Genomic DNA, 20864 nt, shown 5'->3' on the forward strand with positions numbered 1-20864 from the left:
ACATAAAAAGCCCTAGCTTTACCTCAATATGAACCGCTTTAGACTACATATCGCAAGAAAATCGCAACGCATCTTATTTGTCGTTGCAACGGTTTTTTGTGTACTGTTGACTTCCTGTGCAATAAAAAGTAGCATCAAAAGCTGGGCAGATATAACAAGTAATACAGCAAAAGCTCCGATAAAAAATGGAAATCTATTTTCCAGCAACGGAGCTGAAAAATGTATCAATAGTGAAAGCACAGATACACAGATATCACAAGCTGTTTCTTTTCATGTTGGTGATTTTGCTCCACTTGTATTATTTACCCTTGCGTTTATGTTGCTGCTTAACATTGTTATCCGCAGTCAACAAGTACACCCCAATTATGGTCATCTGAAACTATCAGGCTCCATCCCTATTTTTATAAGAGATCGCAATCTCCAAATTTAGTACTTCTTTTTACCTTCCTATAATCCTATTGATCATAACTTTTCAATAGGCAAAACTCTATTTTATTCTAGACAGCTTGTTGTTATTTCAACGGCTTTTCAAAACGTAATATCATTATGATAAAAGACATAGTGGCAGCTATATGTATATGGCTTGCCCTTGCATCCGTACTACCCTTATACGGACAGCAAAAAAAAGAAAACACATTGCGCAGTTTATGGTCTCAGGTGGAAGAAAACTACCCTGGAATAGGTGTTAAAAAAAGTGCTATAAATGCGGCCGAGCTAAATGCAAAAGCTGTAAAAAGTGCTCATCTTCCACAAGTAAAAACACAATTTCAAAACACCTATGGCACTTATGAAGGAAGTGCCGGAGCTTTCTTTCCGCAGCCCGGTTTTTTTAATGTAAGCGGAAATCCTGGAACATTAGAAGGAAGCAACTTAGCGGCAAATAGCTTTGCTTCGGCTACTGTTGAATGGGAATTGTTCACCTTTGGTAGACTTAAAAAAGAAAATGAAGTGGCAGAAATGCTCGTTCAGAAAAAAGTTAGTGAACAGGAAGCTTACATCCTAAATCTCAAAAAAATACTTTCTGAACGCTACATCACATTGCTTTATAATCATGCAAAATTAGAATGGTCGAAAAAAAATACAGCACGCTTAGATGATATCCGTAAAATCAGTTCAGGTTTAGCGGCTTCGGGTCTTAAACCTGCGGCAGATAGTCTTTTGGCTACTTCTTCTTATGTGCAGGCAATGGGTGAGTATGATAAATGGAACGGTAATAAGCATGCTTCCTATATCAAACTCCAAGAACTATATGGCCAAGATACTGTTATGTACAGTTCATCCATTCGGCATTTTTCAGATCCCATGGAAAGTCAGGATGTAAATGCTAGTCAGGGCATTAACGACAGCCATCCAATATTAGCTGCACTAGGCAAACAGGTGCAATACTATACGCAAAGCGGAGAAGCCCAAAAGAGAGCAGCGATGCCATCACTAAAGCTACTAGGTGGTTATGCTTATCGAGGGACAGGTGTTAATTCTAATGGTAAAAGTTCAAGTGCATGGCAAGACGGTTTTAGAAATAATACGAATAATATGCTTGTTGGTATAGGCATAACCTGGAATATAACAAGTTTGTATACAAACCGATTAAAAGGTAAAGGATTAAATGAAGAAGCCAACAGCGCTAAATTATTGCAAACGCAATATCAGGATGCGATGGAAGCAGATTTATCAGCATCTCAAACAAAAAGCCACTGGCAATATAAGCAGTTACAAAAATCTCAAATTGCCGTTAAACAGGCACAAGATGCTTATGGTATGTACATGGCCCGTTATAAAAGTGGATTGATCACGCTTAGTGAATTATTACAAATCCGCATTTTACTTGAACAGGCCGAGAATAATCATATCGAAGCCTCCCGTTCGTATTGGATGTTACTGGCATATGAGTCAGAGCTAACGGCCAATTTCGATTATCTGTTTAATAACCTTTAATATATAGATATGAATCTAATAAGATTTGCGCTCAGGAAACCCATTGCTATCATGGTAGCGGTCATTACGATTGCCTTTTTTTCTTATAGCACAATAAAAAAAATCAATGTAGACATCTTTCCTGAAGTTGAATTACCGGCTATGTATATCGCTATGCCTTATGGCGGATTATCCCCGGCCTATATGGACGGATTTATGGCAAATGAATTTCAGAAGGTGCTCCTATTTGTCAGCGGTGTTAAAAATATAGACTTTAAAAGTGTTCAGGGACTCAGCCTGATGAAGCTTACCTTTTATCCAGGTACCAACATGGCACAAGTAGCCGGAGAAGTATCTACTTCAGTTTCAAGAGCGATGGGCTTTCTACCTGCTGGTGCAGTACCGCCGATGGTAGTCCGTTTTGATGGAAGTTCATTACCGGTAGGTCAGTTGGTCTTTGAAAGTGACAAACTCTCGATCAATGAAATACAGACACTTGTGTTAACCAAAATCAGACCGATGTTTGTCGAAATCCCCGGGATCACCGCACCCGCACCTTTTGGAGGTAATGCGCGTTCTATTGTCGTCGATATTGATCCCGAAGCGATGCAAGCCAGCGGACTAAGTGCCGAAGACATTACAATTGCCATCACCAAAAGCAGTATTCCTTCTCCTGCCGGAAATATCCGTATAGGCGATGAAAATTTAATGGCTCCAATTAACTCAATCGCTAAAAATCCGGAGGAGTTTTTAAATACACCGATCAAGACCACTGATAACCGTACCATCTATGTCAGAGATGTCGCTTCTGTGTCAGATGGCGCAGATCAAACAGTGGGATATGCATTGGTTAACGGAAAACGCTCCGTATACCTGCCCATCATCAAAAAAGCAGATGCTTCTACACTAGATGCTGTAAATAATTTAAAGTCCTCCATGGATAAATTAAAGAATCAACTTCCGGAAGATGTGGATGTCCGTTACGAGTTTGATCAATCCAAATACATTGAGCGCTCACTTTCTAATCTGATACATGAAGGCATACTCGGTGCTGTTTTTACGGGATTGATGATTTTCTTATTTCTAGGAGATACGCGGGGGGCTTTTATCGTAGTACTGACAATACCGATTGCTATACTCTCAGCTGTTATGGTTCTTTACCTATTTGGACAAACCATCAACATCATGACACTAAGCGGCTTAGCCCTATCGATCGGTATTCTTGTCGATGAAGCGACAGTGACGATCGAAAACATCCATCAACATATGGAAATGAAAAAAGGAAAACAGCGCGCTATTTTAGATGCGTTGCTTGAAATATCTGTTCCAAAGCTTTTAATTCTACTTTGCATTCTAGCAGTGTTAACTCCTGCTTTCATTATGACCGGTATTCCTAAGGACATGTTTATTCCTTTATCAATGGCAGTTGCATTTGCAATGATAGCATCCTTTATTGCCTCTCAAACATTCGTACCTATTTTGGCGAATTGGTTAATGAAAAATAAACAGGAAATTGTAAGTAAAACAAACAGAAAAAAAGCTTTTTTTGAGAAATTCAGAGTAAATTATGCTTACAGAATGCGCAAGTGGTCCGCAAAATCACTTGGTCTTTTTTTACTCTATATCGTACTTTCGGGGGGAACAATCGGTTTGTTATTAAATTTCGTCGGAACCGATGTCATGCCTGTATCAAATAGCGGTGACTTTCAATTACGAATACAAGCCCCGCAAGGAAGCAGAATCGAAAAAACAGAACAGATCGTCAACTCCATTACTGATGCTATCAAAACACAGCTTCCTGAAGATGGCATAGCGATAACTTCTGCTTTCGTGGGCATGCAACCTGCAACATCCCCGATCAATCCTATTTTTCTGTTCACAAGTTCTTCACATGAAGCGGTATTGCAAGTATCCGTAGATCAAAATTTGTATGCTGGATCTATGGAGGACCTGAAAGAAAAAATAAGAACTTCAATAACTCAGAATCATCCACAGATAAAGTTCAATTTTGAACCGATGGAACTGACAGAAAAAATAATGGGACAGGGAGCTATGACGCCCATTGAAATTAAAGTTGGTGCCGGACAGCTTAAAGCTGCAAATACACATGCTTCGAAAATTGAATCGAATTTGAAAGAAATACGTTATTTACGAGATGTACGAATTGCTGAACCAATCGCCTACCCTACTCTTGAAATTGAAGTTAACCGTGACTTAGCCGGACAGTTTGGATTGACCATGCAGGAAATCACGAAGAGCTTAGTGACCGCCACCTCTTCTACCCGTTTTACAGATAAAAATCTTTGGGTAGATCCGAAATCGGGGCTTGTTTTTCAAGTTCAGGTTCAGATCCCCGAGCATATCATGTCATCAGAAGAAAGGCTTAAATCACTTCCTTTAAAGAAAGGAAACCTTCGTCCGGTACTTGAAGATATTGCCACTGTTCGCCGAGTAACCGCTCCGGCACAAGTAAACCGCAAAGGTCCTAACCGATATGTCACGATCATAGCAAATGTCTACAATCAAGATTTGGGAACAGCTTCTACAGCCGTAAAAAAAGCTATAAAAGATGCGGGCGAACCTCCACGTGGTGTTAGTATATGGACTGAAGGTACAATGCAACTTCTTGACGACACATTAGGTAATCTTTTGACAGGATTAGCTGTAGCTATTATGGCTATTTTCTTGATGTTATCTGCGTACTACCAGTCTTTTAAAGTTCCTTTAATTATCCTATCAGTCATTCCTGCTGTAATTACGGGGAGCTTAATTGTATTATTTCTTACCAACAGTACTCTTAATTTACAATCATATATGGGTATTATCATGTCCATTGGTGTATCGGTATCCAATGCCGTATTGCTCATTAATCAAGCTGAATATTACAGAAGAAATATGGCCTTAAAACCTACAAACGCGGCAAGATTAGCTGCTTCGTCAAGATTGCGTCCGATATTAATGACTGCCGCGGCCATGCTTGCCGGTATGTTGCCTATGGCGATAGGTATTGGAGATGGCGCTGAACAAGTAGCACCTCTCGGTAGAGCGGTTATTGGCGGTCTTATTGCATCTACAATTGTTATTTTACTGCTTCTACCGCATTTCTTTTCTTCGCTCATGTCCAGAACATCAGTTAGTAGCCCATCTCTAGATCCTGATGATGAGACAAGTCAGTATTATTCTAATAAAAAAACATCATCCATTTAAAATATCACATCATGAATACGACAATCTCTAAATATAAAATATCAAGTTTAACGGGCTTTGTTTTGCTCCTCTTTACATGTATGTCATGCGCTCAGCAAGAACAAAAAACTAAAAAAGAGAATAAAAAAGCGGACAAACAAGTAAATTATAGTACTGCGGCGGTGCAGTTCATAAATCCGGAATATGAAATTTCAGTTCCAGCAGAACTGAAACCTTATGAACAGGTGGCTGTTTTTGCAAAAGTATCAGGATTTATAAAACAGTTATATGTAGACCGTGGTGATCATGTACGTAAAGGACAGCTATTGGCGATACTAGAGGCTCCAGAAATGAATCAGCGATATCTTTCTGACAAAGCTACTGAGCAAAAGATATATAACGATTACCTCTTTGCACAACAAGCATACGATCGGTTGAAAGATGCATCAGCGACAACTGGTGCTGTAGCAGCAATTGAATTAGACAGAGCAAAAAGTTCCGTTGAAAGTGCACGTGCAGCTTACGAAGCTTCTAAAGCAGGTACGACCCATACATCACAATTACAGCAATATCTGCGTATCACTGCCCCTTTCGATGGCGTCATTACAGAGCGAAATGTTTCCGTAGGAGCATTGGCAGGAACTTCATCCAACCAATCGCTGTTCATGATGGCACAAGGTAATAAATTACGCTTAACTTTATCACTTCCAGAAAAACATGCGGCTTCTGTTCAGCAGGGTGTCCAAGCGAATTTCACCGTAAGTTCACAGCCTGGAAAAACATTTGAGACAACATTATCTCGTACTTCAGGATTACTGAATCAGCAAGATCGGTCACTAACACTAGAATTTGATGTCGACAATCCATCAGGTGAATTACAAGGAGGCGAGTATGCACAAGTTAAATTAAAACTAAAACGTAAGCAACCCTCTACTTGGGTACCTAAAAAAAGTGTTCTAACGACACAGGCTGGCACTTTTATACTTATATTAGACGATCAAGAAATTAAACGCATTCCTGTCAAGGAAGGCGTACATTTGGATACGTTAACGGAAGTATTTGGCCAAATTTCGACAGAAAGTCAAATCATATTAAAGCCATCAGAAGAAATTAAAGAAGGAAAAATAAACAAATAGAAATAAATATGAAAATCCAATTCAATAGGAAAATGATCGGCATGCTTTTGATTGCATGCAGCATTACAGCTATATCCTGCAATTCAAAAACTAAAGGCACGCAAAATTCAAAGTCGGACGAAACAGCAGAGGATAGTACAGTGGCTACTACAGCTATCCAAGCAAACGAGGTTAGCTTTAAAGATGAAAATGGAAAAGATATCACCCTAAGCTCACTAAAAGGTAAAGTGGTATTCATTAACTTTTGGGCGACGTGGTGCCCTCCCTGTATTCATGAAATGCCTTCTATCAACACTTTAAAACAATCCTTCAAAGGTAATGATGACATCGTATTTTTAATGGTAGATGTAGATGGCACGATGGAAAAATCAAAAGCATTTATGACCGAAAATAAATATGATTTACAAGTGTATATTCCAAATGGCGATATTCCGCAAGATTTCTTAGGAAATGCAATACCAACTACGGTAATCATTAACAAAAAGGGAGAGATGGTAGATCGTATGGAAGGTGGGCGTGATTATGCCGATCCTGAAATAGCAAAATCTTTGAATGAGCTTATTCAAAGCAATTAATACCTTATTGTAAAAAATGTAGCTCATTATTAATACAGTGAGACCAAAAGCCTTCATCTGTCCACGATGAAGGCTTTTTTTATGCTCATTAATTTACTTCTCCCGAAGTGAGCAATCAAGAATCCAATGCTCAAACAAAGAAATGTTACTTCTATAGTAAAAAATAAAAAAGCACATTTGCTAGAAAGCCTATTTTACAAAACAGCATGAAATAATCTTTGAACTTAAAAAAATATTGAATTATTATATTTTTTCCTTCATTATATAGATTTATCTCCTTATTTTTATATATGAGCAAAGCAAGTTTTGCTCATTAGTAACCAAATAAACTATAAAATACGCGATATAGATTAAAATTTATAGCTAATAATTCCCTGTTCTTTTACATTAACTATTTTATATGAAAAAAAACTTACCTTTTGCAACATGCACTTTAATTGGATTTTTACTTTTATACAGTATATCGGCTCGCGCCCAAGTACCCGATAGTACGCAAGGAGAAATTTTAGAAAGTTACCCCAAATTTCAGTTCAAGGGGCTTTTTCAAGGAAGGTTTACAACAAGCCTTAAAAAAAATGTTGATGTAGAAGGCCTTCACCATACAGATGATAAGGGCACCAATAATTCCTTTTCGCTCAAATACATGCGCGCGCAACTCAAAGGACAAATTAGCAGAAGAGTAGAAGTTGTTGCTTTAGCAAATTTTGCTGATTTTAAAAATGATCCCAAGACCCGAGTTTTAGAAAACGCTTATCTACGGTACAGTTTTAATCCCAAAGTTGCCATTACTGTTGGGCAGTTCAGACCTTGGTTCGGATTAGAAGAAACCTATCCCGTGGATATCATCAAATCATTGGAATGGTCTAATCAATATACCGAATTTGGAAAAAATGGTTGGACAAGTTTTCAAATTGGGGCTTCAGTAGGCGGTACATTACCGTTAGGGACCATACCAATGCGTTATGCCGTTTCTGTTGTGAATGGAAATGGGAAAAATCAGGTTTCGGATAAAGATAATGGAAAACAATTTTTAACAAGGATCGTATTTGATCTGGCAAAAAAATATGATTTCAGTATTGGTTTAAACGGTGGTACGGGTACCGTGTTTAAAAGAAATGTACATGCTTTAGCATTTGATGTATCGTCTAAATTTCAGCTTGCACATAAATGGAATATAGATTTTCAGATCGAAGCTAAGCAGGCGATTAATCACAATCTATACTTCAGTCTCGAAGAAACAGAGCGACTTCAAGATATCTATCAATACCAAATGCGAGGAGCTTACTTCTTACCGAATATGCGTTATGAAATTGATTATAAAAACCTGAAAGCTATTGAGTTTTCTTGTAGATATGAATACTTAGATACTGATTTCAGACAAAAATCTAATCCTAGACAGTCTTTAGTTCCTATGGTAAGTTTGGAATTTCTCAAAAACTACGGGGCTAGAATACAAATGGGTATGCAGATGGATTACTATAAACATCAAATTGAAAGTACAAACAAATACAATGGTAATTTGTTCATTTTACAAGTACAAAGTCGATTATAACCTTAAACAGAAAATATGAAAGAAGTGGACATTAAAAAGATGGGTATAACCTTTGCTTTCGCATTGATTATTTGGTTTATACCTATACCAAAGGGTGTGTCACCCGAGGCTTGGCACCTATTTGCGATATTTGCGGCAACAATCCTGGGTATCATACTAAAAGCTGCCCCTATGGGTACCATGTGTATGTTGGCCATTGGGTTCACCGCTTTTACACAGGTTCTAGCACCTGGTAATGCCTCTCTATCCATAACCAAATCATTAAGTGGTTTTGGTGATAAAGTAATCTGGCTTATAGGAATCTCATTTTTTATAGCAAGAGGTTTTATTAAAACCGGCTTAGGAAACAGAATAGCATTTATATTTATCAAAATATTCGGAAAAAGTTCTTTGGGATTAGCTTATGGATTGGGGCTTGCAGACGTTTGTCTTGCTCCTGCTATTCCTAGTAATACTGCCCGAGGTGGAGGTATCATCTACCCCATTATGAAATCAATGGCTATTAGTTTTGGATCTCTGCCAGAAGATCCGAGCACACATAAAAAAATCGGTTCATATCTAACGCTTAATAGTTATTACATGAACCTCATTGCCTCGTCTATGTTTCTTACCGGAACGGCGAGTAATCCCATGTGTCAGAAATTTGCTGCAGATTTGGGAATCAATATCACTTGGATGTCATGGGCTGCGGCTGGATTTGTACCCGGACTTGTTGCATTTTTTATTGTTCCGTTAGTCTTATACAAATTATATCCACCAGAGTTAAAAAAAACTGCCGATGCCCCTAAAATGGCGACTGAAAAGTTAAAAGAAATGGGTGCTATTAAAACAAATGAATGGCTGATGTTACTTGCTTTTTTTATACTGTTGGGATTATGGATTTTCGGAGGATCACTATCTATAGATGCCACAACTACGGCATTTATTGGACTGACACTGTTACTGCTCACATCTGTCCTGACTTGGGAAGATGTAAAATCAGAGAAAGGAGCATGGGACACCATTGTGTGGTTTGCAGTATTGGTCATGATGGCCAGCTCTTTAAATGAACTTGGTTTTATTGGCTGGTTCAGTGATTTGATCAAAACGGAGATCGGCGGATTAAATTGGATTATTGCCTTTCCTGTCATCATTTTAGTCTATTTCTACAGCCATTATATTTTTGCCAGTGCTACTGCACATGTTGCGGCAATGTACGCCGCTATGCTCGGAGTTGGAGTTTCCTTAGGTATTCCAGGTATGCTATTGGCCATGATGCTTGGTTTCGTAGGATCTATATATGGAGTCCTTACTCATTATGGACATGGACCTGCTCCGGTTTATTTCGGTAGTGGCTATGTCGATCTCAAGTCATGGTGGGTAAAGGGTTTTGAAATTGGAGTGCTGTTACTCGTGATCTACATGGCAGTTGGTGGTCTGTGGATGAAAATAATCGGTTATTATTAATTCTTTGCTTATGTTATCAACCCTATCTCGAAAATTAGTAATGTGTTTGACAGGTTTATTCCTGTGTTTTTTCCTTATCATTCACTTTTTAGGAAATTTGCAACTGTTTTTACCTTCCGAACAGGCCCATACACAGTTCAATGCCTATTCTCAATTTCTATCTGGTAATATTTTAATAAAAATAGTTTCATATGTACTTTATGCAAGCATTCTGATACATGCCCTGGACGCTTTGGTCATTACCCTTAAAAATAGAAAATCCGGAAAACAGTACCAACATGATCAAAGACAAAGGGCGAGTAAATGGTATAGTCGTAACATGGGTATTCTAGGTACCATTATTTTAATATTTCTAGTCATTCATTTTCAAAATTTTTGGTATGTCTATAAATTCGGAAGCCCGCCGATAGATAGCAACGGTAATAAAGATCTTTATATTTTGGTAGTTACCACTTTTAAAGAATGGTGGTATGTGCTCATTTACGTCTTATCTATGGTTGCATTATGCTACCACCTCATTCATGGTGTACATAGTGCAGTTCGTACTTTAGGGCTTTTTCATCCGAAATACGTCAAATGGATAAAAACCTGTGGGATAGCTTATTCCGTAATCATTAGTGTCGGCTTTGCCATGATGCCCATTTACATTTATTTTACACAATAGTAACCTTTATATTTTAAGAACATGAATTTAGATGCAAAAATCCCCGAAGGTTCTTTAGAGAAAAAATGGGAAAACTATAAAAAAACTGCAAAATTAGTCAATCCGGCAAATCGTAAAAAATTAGACGTCATCGTAATAGGAACTGGATTAGCAGGAAGCTCGCTTGCTGCATCTCTAGGTGAGATGGGTTATAATGTAAAATCTTTTTGCTTTCAAGACAGTCCTAGACGCGCCCATTCTGTCGCAGCACAAGGTGGTGTCAATGCTGCAAAAAATTACAAAAATGATGGAGACAGCGTCTACCGGATGTTTGTTGATACGTTAAAAGGAGGAGATTTCCGTGCTCGAGAGGCTAATGTATATCGAATGGCTGAGTGTTCACTCAACCTCATCGATCAAGCCGTTGCTCAAGGTGTCCCTTTTGGTCGAGAATATGGAGGCTATCTCAACAATCGTTCTTTCGGTGGTGTTCAAGTAAGCCGGACATTTTATTCAAGAGGACAGACCGGACAACAATTGCTACTGGGATCTTATCAAGCACTTATGCGTCAAGTCGGTAAAAAAACAGTCAAACTTCATGCGCGTCATGAAATGTTAGATCTGGTGATTATAGAAGGAAAAGCGCGTGGTGTAATTATCAGAAATCTAGATACTGGCGAGATTGAACGCCATGCTGCACATGCTGTTGTACTGGCTACTGGAGGCTATGGGAAAATCTATTACCTTTCCACTTTAGCGATGGGTTGCAATGGTTCTGCTATATGGAGAGCGCATAAAAAAGGTGCATTAATGGCCAGCCCAAGCTGGATTCAGATTCATCCGACATCATTACCGCAGTCTGGAGATTATCAATCTAAATTAACACTCATGTCCGAGTCTTTAAGAAATGATGGACGCATATGGGTACCACTTAAAGAAAATGAACAGCGCTCTGCTAATGACATTCCCGAACAAGAAAGAGATTACTATCTGGAAAGAAGATACCCAGCATTTGGAAATCTAGCCCCTAGAGATATTTCTTCACGCGCTGCAAAAGAAAGAATTGATGCCGGATTTGGAATCGGTCCCTTAAAAAATGCCGTTTATCTGGATTTTTCTAAAGCCATTAAAGAACAAGGAATAGACAAAATAAAAGAAAAATACGGTAATTTATTTGACATGTATGAAAAAATTACCGGTTATAATGCTTATCAAGTACCGATGATGATTTCTCCATCGGCCCACTTTTCAATGGGAGGACTTTGGGTAGATTACGAATTAATGACGACAATTCCTGGGTTATTTGCTTTAGGGGAAGCTAATTTTGCAGACCACGGAGCTAATCGATTAGGAGCAAATTCTCTCCTTCAAGCCTCCGTGGATGGCTATTTTATTGCTCCCTATACCATAGCAAATTATCTCTCAGGTGATATCCACACGGGAAAAATATCAACGGATCATACGGAATTTGAGAAAGCAGAGCAAGAAGTCAGAACACAATTGCAACAATTCAGCAAAAGCAAAGGAACCAAAACTGTGGATTATTACCATAAAACTCTTGGTAAAATACTATATGATTACTGCGGCCTTGCCCGAAATGAAGCCGGATTAAAATTCGCGATCTCGGAAATTCAGAAATTGCGGGAAGAATTCCATAGAAATGTTCATATTCCGGGAAATGAGGAAACAATGAATACAGAAATAGAGAAAGCAGGAAGAGTCGCTGATTACCTCGAAATCGGAGAATTAATGTGCTATGACGCCCTGACTAGAAATGAATCTTGTGGTGCACATTTCCGTGAAGAATATCAGACACCTGAAGGCGAAGCAAAAAGAAATGATGCGGAATATCAATTCATTTCGGCATGGGAATGGAACAACGCATCTGTTCCCATTCTTCATAAAGAACCACTATCTTTTGAAGTCATTCAACCAATTGTACGTAGTTATAAATAATTAAAATTCAAGCTATGAAATTACATCTAAAAATATGGAGACAAGAGAATAAAAATGCTGATGGCAAACTTGTAGACTATACTTTGGAAAACCTCAATCCGCATATGTCCTTTTTAGAGATGCTAGATACATTAAATGAAAAGCTCATATTAGCGAATGACACACCTGTTGAATTTGACCACGACTGTCGTGAAGGAATCTGTGGACAATGTGGTATGATGATAAACGGGATTGCGCATGGACCGCTGAAAAATACGACTACCTGTCAATTACATTTAAGGTCCTTCAAAGATGGTGAAGTGGTTTTTATCGAACCATTTAGATCTGAAGCATTTCCTGTAAAAAAAGATTTAAAAGTAGATCGTTCTGCATTTGACCGCATTATCTCTTCAGGTGGATTTGTATCAATCAATACAGGACAAGCACCGGACGCACTGACCATTCCTGTAACACATCAAGTGACAGAAGCGGCATTTGATGCTGCTGCCTGTATCGGATGTGGAGCCTGTGTTGCCACCTGTAAAAATGGAAGTGCGGCCCTTTTTACATCAGCCAAAATCAACCATATGGTATTACTCCCACAAGGTAAAGAAGAAAGACTTACAAGGGTCATTGCTATGGTGAATCAAATGGATGAAGAACTCTTTGGCCACTGCTCCAATACGGAAGCCTGTGAAGTTGAATGTCCACAAGGTATTTCAGTACTCAATATTGCACGAATGAATTATGAATATAATCGAGCACATCTATTAAAAAAATAAAGGTTGTAAATACCAATATTCTGGACTACAGTTCATAAAAAAAAATTGACCTTAAGAATCAAAAATGGATCAAATAGCAAAACAGCATTTAAATCATTTTATAGGAACTTGGGATACCGAAGGTATTATTCTAGAAACCAATAATGCTCCTGCAGTTAAAATCAAAGGGACTGATACATATTGTTGGATTCTAGACAATTCTTTTATTTTGCACCAGGCAAATGTCATGATAGGAACGTCAAATAGCCTTACCCATGAAATTATAGGATATGACGTCGTACGTCAACATTACAGCATGCAATATTATAACAATCAAGGTCAATCTGGCTTTATGAATGCTATATTAGACAATCACCTTTGGACATTTACCGGAACTAACTTAAAGTTTAACGGTGGGTTCAGTAAGGAGAACAATGAATTTTCAGGTATTTGGAAACAGCTGACTGATCATAATAGCTGGAACGATTTTATACACATAAAACTGACAAAAAGATAAAGTTGGTATAGGGTAAAACATAAAAATATTTTACAAAAAACATCAACTCTGCCCTTTTTTTCTATATTTAAATAAATTATAAAACTCTAAAATATGAAAAAGTACTTTTATACAGATGGCTACACAAACTTTGGTCCCTTTACTCTCGAAGAGCTCAAATATAAAAACATTACACCAGAAACAAATGTATGGTATGAAGGAATGGGTGACTGGAGAAAAGCCAGTGAGGTTCCTGAGCTTGCTGCTTTATTTTCTTCAAACATAGCCTCCCCTCCTAATCCTCCCAATCCATTTCAAACAACTGGACAATCTCCCTTCAACCAGTCAGCCGATCCGCAAAATAAAGCCTATGACCCATTTTTAAATATCGTACCTAAAACATGGTTAGTTGAATCTATTTTAGTTACAATTTTATGCTGTCTTCCTTTTGGAATAGCGGGAATAATAAATGCAGCAAAAGTTGAATCCAGATTCTATGCTGGAGATCTGCAAGGCGCACAAAGAGCATCAGATGAAGCTAAAAAATGGACTAAAATTGGTTTTATTGTTTCCATTGTGATGACAGTATTATATGTACTATTGATGATCTTAGGTGTAGTTGGATCTATATTTAATTATGGTAATTAAGAAATATTATCTATGGTCCATTGGGATTATACTTCTATTCATCTTAATTCTTACATATAAGTTCTTTAATCCGATACAGTATGACATTTTTCCTAAATGCCCATTTTATGTCATTACAGGCTACAAATGTCCCGGATGTGGATCACAACGCGCCATACATTATCTTTTAAATTTTGACCTCCAAAACGCATGGAGGCAAAATTTTTTACTGATCATCGCGATCCCCTATATCATCACAGGATTAATCTTTGAATATCAAAAATCACCTACGCCAAAAATGCTTAAATGGCGAAAGATACTATTTGGTTATAAAGCAATTGTAATCGTTTTTATCATTGTAATTGGTTTTTGGATAGTAAGAAACTTATAAAGTAGAAACAGTTACTGTAAGTCGCTTTAATATAAAAAAAACATTACGGTAAAAAATACTCATTTCAGATCATCCGTTCTATTTGCACGATTTTAATGAAATGATCTTACTTTAGGAATATGGATAAGATCTTATAATTAACTCCCAATTCCTATCAAGAACTATCTGTGTGTTTTAAAACTCATAAAAAAAGGAGCGTCTTATTAAAAACGCTCCTTTTATGTATGATAAATTGTTTAATTACAACTTACGTTTTACTTCAACTTGTTCGTATGCTTCAACGATATCACCCTCTTGAATATCATTATATCCTTGAATATTCAAACCACACTCATAACCGAATGAAACTTCTTTCACATCGTCTTTGAAACGTTTCAATGAAGCTAATTTACCTGTGAAAACAACAACACCATCACGGACGATACGAATATCATTATTGCGGTTAATTTTACCATCCAAGACCATACAACCTGCAATTGTACCGACCTTAGAGATTTTAAACGTTTCACGAATCTCAACGTTAGCAACGATTTTCTCTTCAAATTTCGGAGCCAACATACCTTCCATTGCCGATTTAAGTTCTGCAATAGCATCGTAAATGATAGAGTAAAGACGAATATCAATTTGCTCTTGTTCAGCCAATTTACGTGCACCTATAGATGGACGAACTTGGAAACCGATGATAATTGCATCAGAAGCAGAAGCTAATAAAACATCTGACTCTGAGATAGCACCCACAGATTTGTGAATTACATTCACTTGAATCTCTTGTGTTGATAATTTCAATAATGAATCAGATAATGCCTCGATCGAACCATCCACGTCACCTTTTACGATCACGTTCAACTCTTTAAAGTTACCGATTGCCAAACGACGACCGATCTCATCCAAAGTAATATGTTTCGTAGCACGCATACCTTGCTCACGTTGTAATTGAAGACGTTTATTCGCCACATTACGAGCTTCCGATTCACTCTCCATAGTATAGAACTTATCACCTGCAGTAGGTGCCCCAGCCATACCTAAGATTTGAACCGGTACAGAAGGACCTGCTTCTTTCACACGCTCACCACGTTCATTTGTTAAAGCTTTCACTTTACCACTATGAGAACCTGCTAAAATAGGATCTCCCACACGTAAAGTACCTCCTAATATCAGTACTGTTGTCACAATACCTCTACCTTTATCCAAAGCAGCTTCAATTACAGAACCAACAGCACGTTTGTTCGGATCAGCTTTTAAGTCAAGCATCTCTGCTTCTAATAATACTTTTTCTAATAAAAGATCCACATTCAATCCAGTTTTTGCTGAAATCTCCTGTGCTTGGTATTTACCACCCCAATCTTCTACTAATATATTCATTTGAGACAACTGCTCTTTAATACGATCTGTATTAGCACCTGGCTTGTCAATTTTTGTAAATGCAAATACGATTGGCACACCAGCAGCTTGTGCGTGGTTGATTGCTTCTTTCGTTTGTGGCATGACAGCATCATCCGCTGCAATAACGATAATTACGATATCTGTTACTTTTGCACCACGAGCACGCATCGCTGTAAAGGCTTCGTGACCTGGAGTATCTAAGAAAGTGATCTTACGTCCACCGTCTAATTGTACCGCATAAGCACCAATATGTTGCGTGATACCACCTGCTTCACCACCTGTTACATTTGCTTTACGCACGTAATCTAACAAAGATGTTTTACCGTGATCGACGTGACCCATTACCGTAACAATCGGAGCACGAGAAATCAATGCATCTTCATTGTCAGCTTCTTCAAGATCAGCAATCTCTTCATCTTCAGGTTTGATAAATTCAATTTGGTAACCAAATTCATCAGCAACAATGGTTAAAGTTTCTGCATCTAGACGTTGGTTAATTGAAACAAACATACCTAAACTCATACAAGTTGCGATAATTTGTGTAACAGCCACATCCATTAAGTTAGCAAGTTCGTTTGCCGTTACAAATTCTGTAACACGCAACACTTTTGCTTGCATTTCTCTTTCTAATGCTTCCTCCTCCGCGTTAGTTGCGACATCGTCACGTTTTTGACGTCTCAATTTCGCACGTTGAGCAAATTTACCTGACTTACCAGCACCACTTAAGCGCGCTAATGTAGCCTTGATTTGATCTTGGATTTCCTTTTCAGTAGGCTCCTCTTTTGGTACATTAGGTCCATTACTTCTATTGTTGAAGGCTGGACGACCTTTATTTGCACCTGGACCTCCTGGACGGTTATGATGTCCTCCTGGACCTCCCGCTGGACGGTTTTGATTATTTCCTCCTGGACCTCCTGCTGGGCGGTTTTGATTATTCCCTGCTGGATGATTTCCACCAGTACGATTTGGATGATTTCCACCACCTTGGTTTGGACCTCCAGTACGATTTGGATGGGTACCACCACCCTGAGGCGGAGTTCCTGTATTATTCGTACGTTTACGTTTACGCTTATGATCATTACCAGTAGCACTTGAAGAAGATGCTACAGGCTTATCGCGATGAGAAGGTCTTGCCGTAGGCAATTCAATCTTACCAATTACTTTTGGACCTGTTAATCTCTCTGCTTTAGCACTAATAACCTCATCTGCAGGATTAACTTTTTTCACTTCCTTTACAGGAGTTTCAACCGGTGCTTTCACAGCAGGTTTTTCATTTTTTGGCTTTTCTTCTACCACTTTCTTCTCTTGAACTTTAGGAGCTTCAGTTTTAACTTCAACTTTTTGAGGTGCAGCAATGACAACCTTAGGTGCTTCTGGCGCTTTCTCTACTATTTTTTGTGCTTCCACTATCGGAACTTTAGGAACTTCTACTTTAGGCTCTTCTTTTACGATAGGTTTTGGAGCTGTAGGAGTTGCTTCCTTAACTACCTCAGGCTTCTTCTCCACTTCCTTTGGAGTTTCAGCTTTCACTTCTGGAGTTTCCTCTTTCTTAGGTTTAGATCCTCTTTTCAAAGCATCTAAATCAATTTTACCCACAACCTTCATACCTCCAGTGTGTGTATTTGATGAATTTTCCTTTGCTTCAGAACCCGTTACCTTTTCAACTGGATTCTCTTTTTTATCTGCATTAGATTCTTCTCTTGTATTTACCGCAGCATTTTTTATCAAAATATCTTTTGAAGCTGCAGTTTCTTCATAATCGTCATTTTTAGATGATTCTTTAGGAGAAGCGACTGGCGACTCATCACGACGAATTTTGCCAATCACAATTTGTTTAGCTTCATCTTTCACGATCTTGTCACCTTGAAACTCTTTCAACAGCACATTGTACATCTCTCCGGATAGCTTAGTACCAGGTTTGGCGTCGACGTCATACCCTTTTTTCACTAAACAATCTACGGCAGTAGATATGCCAATATTGAGTTCCTTTGCTGCTTTAAGCAGGTTTGTACCTTTTCCTTCAGTCATCTATTATTTTAACTAATTAAATATTTAATACAAAAATATGTTTTTTTTACATCTCTATAACAATTAAATTCGAAATAGAGATGAAAATAAATTATGTGGCTTCATTTTATTCAAATTCAGCCTGTAAAATACGTAAAATGTCTTTTACCGTATCTTCTTCCAAGTCAGTCCTTCTAGACAACTCTTCTTCTGTCAATGCCAATACTGAACGAGCTGAATCTAAACCTACACGTTTCAATGCATCAATTACCCAGCTTTCGATTTCATCGCTGAATTCTTCGATATCCACATCTTCATCAAACTCGTCATTCTCACGATAAACATCGATCTCATAACCTGTCAATTTACCTGCCAATTTGATATTGTGTCCACCACGACCAATTGCCAAAGAAACTTGATCAGATTTTAAATACACTGCAGCCGTCTTATTTTCTTCATCAATCTTGATTGAGCTAATACGAGCTGGGCTTAATGCACGTGTAATGTAAAGTGAATGATTCGTTGTAAAGTTGATTACATCGATATTTTCATTACGCAATTCGCGAACGATACCATGAATACGAGATCCTTTCATACCCACACAAGCACCAACAGGATCAATACGATCATCATAAGATTCTACAGCCACTTTAGCACGCTCTCCTGGTTCGCGAACGATTTTCTTAATCGTAATCAAACCATCAAAAATCTCAGGAACTTCCAGTTCAAATAAACGTTGTAAAAATTCTGGAGCAGTACGAGAAATAAGAATCTTAGGATTATTATTCATCATATCCACTTTGTAAACTACTGCACGAATGCTATCACCTTTCTTAAAATAATCTGCAGGAATTTGTTCTGTCTTCGGTAAAATTAATTCATTACCGTCATCATCTAACACAAGCAATTCTTTTTTCCAGATTTGATAAACCTCGCCGATCACCAACTCCCCTTCACGGTCTTTATATTTTTTGAAAACTTCGTCTTTCTCCAATTCCAAAACTTTTGAAACCAAAGTTTGACGGGCTGCTAAAATAGCACGACGACCAAAACTCTCTAACGTTATCTGTTCAATATAATCATCGCCAACTTCTAAATCAGCATCAAATTTCTTCGCTTCTGTTAATTCAATTTCAAGATCATCATCTTCCGAAAATTCATCTTCAACAACAACGCGTGTTCTCCATATCTCTAAATCTCCATTATCAGGATTTACGATAACATCACAGTTTTCATCTGTACCAAAACGTCTACGGATCATACTACGAAATACTTCTTCTAAGACAGAAATAACCGTAGGTCGGTCAATGTTTTTAAACTCTTTAAACTCTTGGAAAGAGTCAATCAAATTGATATTGCTGCTCATTTTTATTTAAATGAAATTAACACCTTAGTTGCTTTTATTTGTTCAAAAGGTATAATGCGAGCAACCTGCTCCGCTTTTTTACCTTTTTCTTTTATTGTTTCTTCAATTGTTATCTGTGCATCCTCAACGGCTAACAATGTACCTTCCGTTTTTGTACCATCATTTAACTTCACTTGCACATTGCGTCCAATATTTTTCTCATATTGCCTTTGATTAACAAAATTAGCATCTAGCCCCGGAGAAGAAACTTCAAGACGATAAGCTTTCTCTACTGTCCCCTCTTCTTCCAACTGAAATCCGACAAATTTACTAACCTGTACACAATCATCGATACTAATTCCCTGATCACCATCTAGCAAAACTTCCAACACGCTGTTCGGATGAAATTTAACACTTACAATAAACAAATCATCGCGATCTGCTAATTTTTCTTGGACGAGTTCGATAACTCTTTTCTCTACATTTTGCATATTCTTTCGAAAACGAATAAAAATACTGAAATCAATGAATTAAAAAAGGGGGCATACGTTGCCCCCTTCCTCTCAGATAAGACAAAGGTAAATATTTTTTTTCAACTATCAAAATATAGATAAAAAAGATCCATCAAAATGATCCTCTAACCCTTATCTACAACCGAATTAATTGTTTTTTGCATTTCTGCCATCATGCTTGTCAAAGTCTCCATAGAAGGTTCATTACTAGGTTCCGGAAGCGTTGTACTAATAAACGCTTTTGCTTTCCAAACTTCCATAATATCACTCGCTTCTACCCAATATGGATCGTAGCTCTTATTATCAGAAACTAACTTCAGACCTTTATCTTCTTTAAATTTAAATGCTATTCGCTTGTATACAACCCCCTCATCTTTTGAAACGACAATATAGGTCTGCCCTGGCTTAATATCATTCCAGTTCTCAACATATTCTGCGACGACAATAGAACCACTAGCCAAAGGACGCATCGAATCACCCTTGATTTCAAAAGCCCGATAGGTTCCTTGATTGAACATAGGTAACGAAAATTTCGGTAACGTTGCAACATATTCCGGATCAGCATAACCATTCATATAGCCAGCGCTCGCTTTTACAGGAACCAACTCTATATTTTCGCGGTCAAGCCCATCAACTGTAACACTAAGTACCCGCAAATTAGAAGCATTACTTTTAGGAGCCCGTTTCCATTTTTCATTTATCTCATCATTAGCAAGCTCATCCATTGAAAGATCATAAAACTCTGCTATTTTTTTTAGTAACTCATATTTTGGCTCTGCCCGATCTTCTTCATACGCCCCTACAGAAGCACGTTTTATCTCCATTAAGTCAGCAAACTGCTGTTGTGTAAGCCTTTTCGTTTTTCTTAAAAACTTAAGATTGGAAGCTATGTTTGGCATATTTTTTTAATTTTAATTTTTAATATCTAAAAATATTAGTATTATTGTGCCAATAA

Annotated in this window: 17 protein-coding genes; 13 read left to right on the top strand and 4 right to left on the bottom strand. The window is 37.8% G+C overall.

Annotation, left to right across the window (positions count from 1 at the left end):
• Positions 1-28: 28 nt before the first annotated feature.
• The 13 genes from ACFS6I_RS01870 to ACFS6I_RS01930 all read left to right on the top strand — a co-directional run bounded on the left by ACFS6I_RS01870 (position 29) and on the right by ACFS6I_RS01930 (position 14662).
• Positions 29-430 carry a hypothetical protein gene (locus ACFS6I_RS01870; protein WP_021189516.1) on the top strand — a complete coding sequence of 134 codons (402 nt, stop codon included), beginning with the start codon at positions 29-31 and terminating at the stop codon, positions 428-430.
• 116 nt (positions 431-546) lie between these two features.
• Positions 547-1935, top strand: a complete 1389-nt coding sequence (locus ACFS6I_RS01875; protein ID WP_380917793.1) for a TolC family protein — start codon at positions 547-549, stop codon at positions 1933-1935.
• 9 nt (positions 1936-1944) lie between these two features.
• Positions 1945-5121, top strand: a complete 3177-nt coding sequence (locus tag ACFS6I_RS01880) for an efflux RND transporter permease subunit (protein ID WP_380917795.1) — start codon at positions 1945-1947, stop codon at positions 5119-5121.
• 11 nt (positions 5122-5132) lie between these two features.
• Entirely contained in the window at positions 5133-6236 is a 1104-nt protein-coding gene (locus ACFS6I_RS01885) for an efflux RND transporter periplasmic adaptor subunit (RefSeq protein ID WP_380917797.1), read from the top strand.
• An 8-nt stretch (positions 6237-6244) separates the two neighbouring features.
• A complete protein-coding gene (locus ACFS6I_RS01890; protein WP_380917799.1) occupies positions 6245-6811 on the top strand; it encodes a TlpA family protein disulfide reductase in 567 nt (188 codons plus the stop codon).
• Between the two features lie 400 nt (positions 6812-7211).
• Positions 7212-8363 carry a porin gene (locus ACFS6I_RS01895; protein WP_132845568.1) on the top strand — a complete coding sequence of 384 codons (1152 nt, stop codon included), beginning with the start codon at positions 7212-7214 and terminating at the stop codon, positions 8361-8363.
• A 15-nt stretch (positions 8364-8378) separates the two neighbouring features.
• Positions 8379-9809, top strand: a complete 1431-nt coding sequence (locus ACFS6I_RS01900) for an anion permease (RefSeq protein WP_380917801.1) — start codon at positions 8379-8381, stop codon at positions 9807-9809.
• A 10-nt stretch (positions 9810-9819) separates the two neighbouring features.
• A complete protein-coding gene (locus ACFS6I_RS01905) occupies positions 9820-10473 on the top strand; it encodes a succinate dehydrogenase cytochrome b subunit (RefSeq protein WP_380917803.1) in 654 nt (217 codons plus the stop codon).
• Between the two features lie 21 nt (positions 10474-10494).
• Complete coding sequence (locus ACFS6I_RS01910) at positions 10495-12408, top strand: fumarate reductase/succinate dehydrogenase flavoprotein subunit (protein ID WP_380917805.1); 1914 nt, start codon at positions 10495-10497, stop codon at positions 12406-12408.
• A 14-nt stretch (positions 12409-12422) separates the two neighbouring features.
• On the top strand, positions 12423-13169 hold the full coding sequence (locus ACFS6I_RS01915) for a succinate dehydrogenase/fumarate reductase iron-sulfur subunit (RefSeq protein WP_132771104.1): 747 nt from the start codon (positions 12423-12425) through the stop codon (positions 13167-13169).
• Positions 13170-13233: 64 nt separating this feature from the next.
• A complete protein-coding gene (locus ACFS6I_RS01920; protein ID WP_380917807.1) occupies positions 13234-13665 on the top strand; it encodes a DUF1579 family protein in 432 nt (143 codons plus the stop codon).
• 93 nt (positions 13666-13758) lie between these two features.
• Positions 13759-14292 carry a CD225/dispanin family protein gene (locus tag ACFS6I_RS01925; protein WP_380917809.1) on the top strand — a complete coding sequence of 178 codons (534 nt, stop codon included), beginning with the start codon at positions 13759-13761 and terminating at the stop codon, positions 14290-14292.
• Positions 14282-14662 carry a DUF2752 domain-containing protein gene (locus tag ACFS6I_RS01930; RefSeq protein ID WP_132771102.1) on the top strand — a complete coding sequence of 127 codons (381 nt, stop codon included), beginning with the start codon at positions 14282-14284 and terminating at the stop codon, positions 14660-14662. Before ACFS6I_RS01925 ends, ACFS6I_RS01930 begins: the two co-directional genes overlap by 11 nt.
• Before the next feature lie 240 nt (positions 14663-14902).
• Here ACFS6I_RS01930 and infB read toward each other — a convergent pair whose 3' ends face one another.
• The 4 genes from infB to ACFS6I_RS01950 form a co-directional block, all read right to left on the bottom strand.
• Entirely contained in the window at positions 14903-18073 is a 3171-nt protein-coding gene (gene infB / locus ACFS6I_RS01935; protein ID WP_380917812.1) for a translation initiation factor IF-2, read from the bottom strand.
• Positions 18074-18179: 106 nt separating this feature from the next.
• The gene (gene nusA / locus ACFS6I_RS01940) at positions 18180-19418 is read right to left on the bottom strand and encodes a transcription termination factor NusA (RefSeq protein ID WP_021189504.1); all 1239 of its coding nucleotides are present in this window, start codon (positions 19416-19418) and stop codon (positions 18180-18182) included.
• Positions 19419-19420: 2 nt separating this feature from the next.
• Positions 19421-19888, bottom strand: coding sequence for a ribosome assembly cofactor RimP (gene rimP, locus ACFS6I_RS01945; protein ID WP_021189503.1), 468 nt, complete (start codon positions 19886-19888; stop codon positions 19421-19423).
• Between the two features lie 146 nt (positions 19889-20034).
• The gene (locus ACFS6I_RS01950; protein ID WP_132771100.1) at positions 20035-20808 is read right to left on the bottom strand and encodes an XRE family transcriptional regulator; all 774 of its coding nucleotides are present in this window, start codon (positions 20806-20808) and stop codon (positions 20035-20037) included.
• Positions 20809-20864: the final 56 nt, after the last annotated feature.

The sequence above is a fragment of the Sphingobacterium anhuiense genome (genome assembly GCF_042686355.1).
Taxonomy (GTDB): domain Bacteria; phylum Bacteroidota; class Bacteroidia; order Sphingobacteriales; family Sphingobacteriaceae; genus Sphingobacterium; species Sphingobacterium anhuiense.

Coding starts and splice junctions, on each gene's coding strand:
- ACFS6I_RS01915 (WP_132771104.1), top strand. CDS start 12,423: ATGAAATTACATCTAAAAATATGGAGACAAGAGAATAAAAATGCTGAT.
- ACFS6I_RS01920 (WP_380917807.1), top strand. CDS start 13,234: ATGGATCAAATAGCAAAACAGCATTTAAATCATTTTATAGGAACTTGG.
- ACFS6I_RS01930 (WP_132771102.1), top strand. CDS start 14,282: ATGGTAATTAAGAAATATTATCTATGGTCCATTGGGATTATACTTCTA.
- ACFS6I_RS01870 (WP_021189516.1), top strand. CDS start 29: ATGAACCGCTTTAGACTACATATCGCAAGAAAATCGCAACGCATCTTA.
- ACFS6I_RS01905 (WP_380917803.1), top strand. CDS start 9,820: ATGTTATCAACCCTATCTCGAAAATTAGTAATGTGTTTGACAGGTTTA.
- ACFS6I_RS01890 (WP_380917799.1), top strand. CDS start 6,245: ATGAAAATCCAATTCAATAGGAAAATGATCGGCATGCTTTTGATTGCA.
- ACFS6I_RS01900 (WP_380917801.1), top strand. CDS start 8,379: ATGAAAGAAGTGGACATTAAAAAGATGGGTATAACCTTTGCTTTCGCA.
- ACFS6I_RS01875 (WP_380917793.1), top strand. CDS start 547: ATGATAAAAGACATAGTGGCAGCTATATGTATATGGCTTGCCCTTGCA.
- nusA (WP_021189504.1), bottom strand. CDS start 19,418: ATGAGCAGCAATATCAATTTGATTGACTCTTTCCAAGAGTTTAAAGAG.
- ACFS6I_RS01880 (WP_380917795.1), top strand. CDS start 1,945: ATGAATCTAATAAGATTTGCGCTCAGGAAACCCATTGCTATCATGGTA.
- ACFS6I_RS01950 (WP_132771100.1), bottom strand. CDS start 20,808: ATGCCAAACATAGCTTCCAATCTTAAGTTTTTAAGAAAAACGAAAAGG.
- ACFS6I_RS01910 (WP_380917805.1), top strand. CDS start 10,495: ATGAATTTAGATGCAAAAATCCCCGAAGGTTCTTTAGAGAAAAAATGG.
- ACFS6I_RS01925 (WP_380917809.1), top strand. CDS start 13,759: ATGAAAAAGTACTTTTATACAGATGGCTACACAAACTTTGGTCCCTTT.
- ACFS6I_RS01885 (WP_380917797.1), top strand. CDS start 5,133: ATGAATACGACAATCTCTAAATATAAAATATCAAGTTTAACGGGCTTT.
- rimP (WP_021189503.1), bottom strand. CDS start 19,888: ATGCAAAATGTAGAGAAAAGAGTTATCGAACTCGTCCAAGAAAAATTA.
- ACFS6I_RS01895 (WP_132845568.1), top strand. CDS start 7,212: ATGAAAAAAAACTTACCTTTTGCAACATGCACTTTAATTGGATTTTTA.
- infB (WP_380917812.1), bottom strand. CDS start 18,073: ATGACTGAAGGAAAAGGTACAAACCTGCTTAAAGCAGCAAAGGAACTC.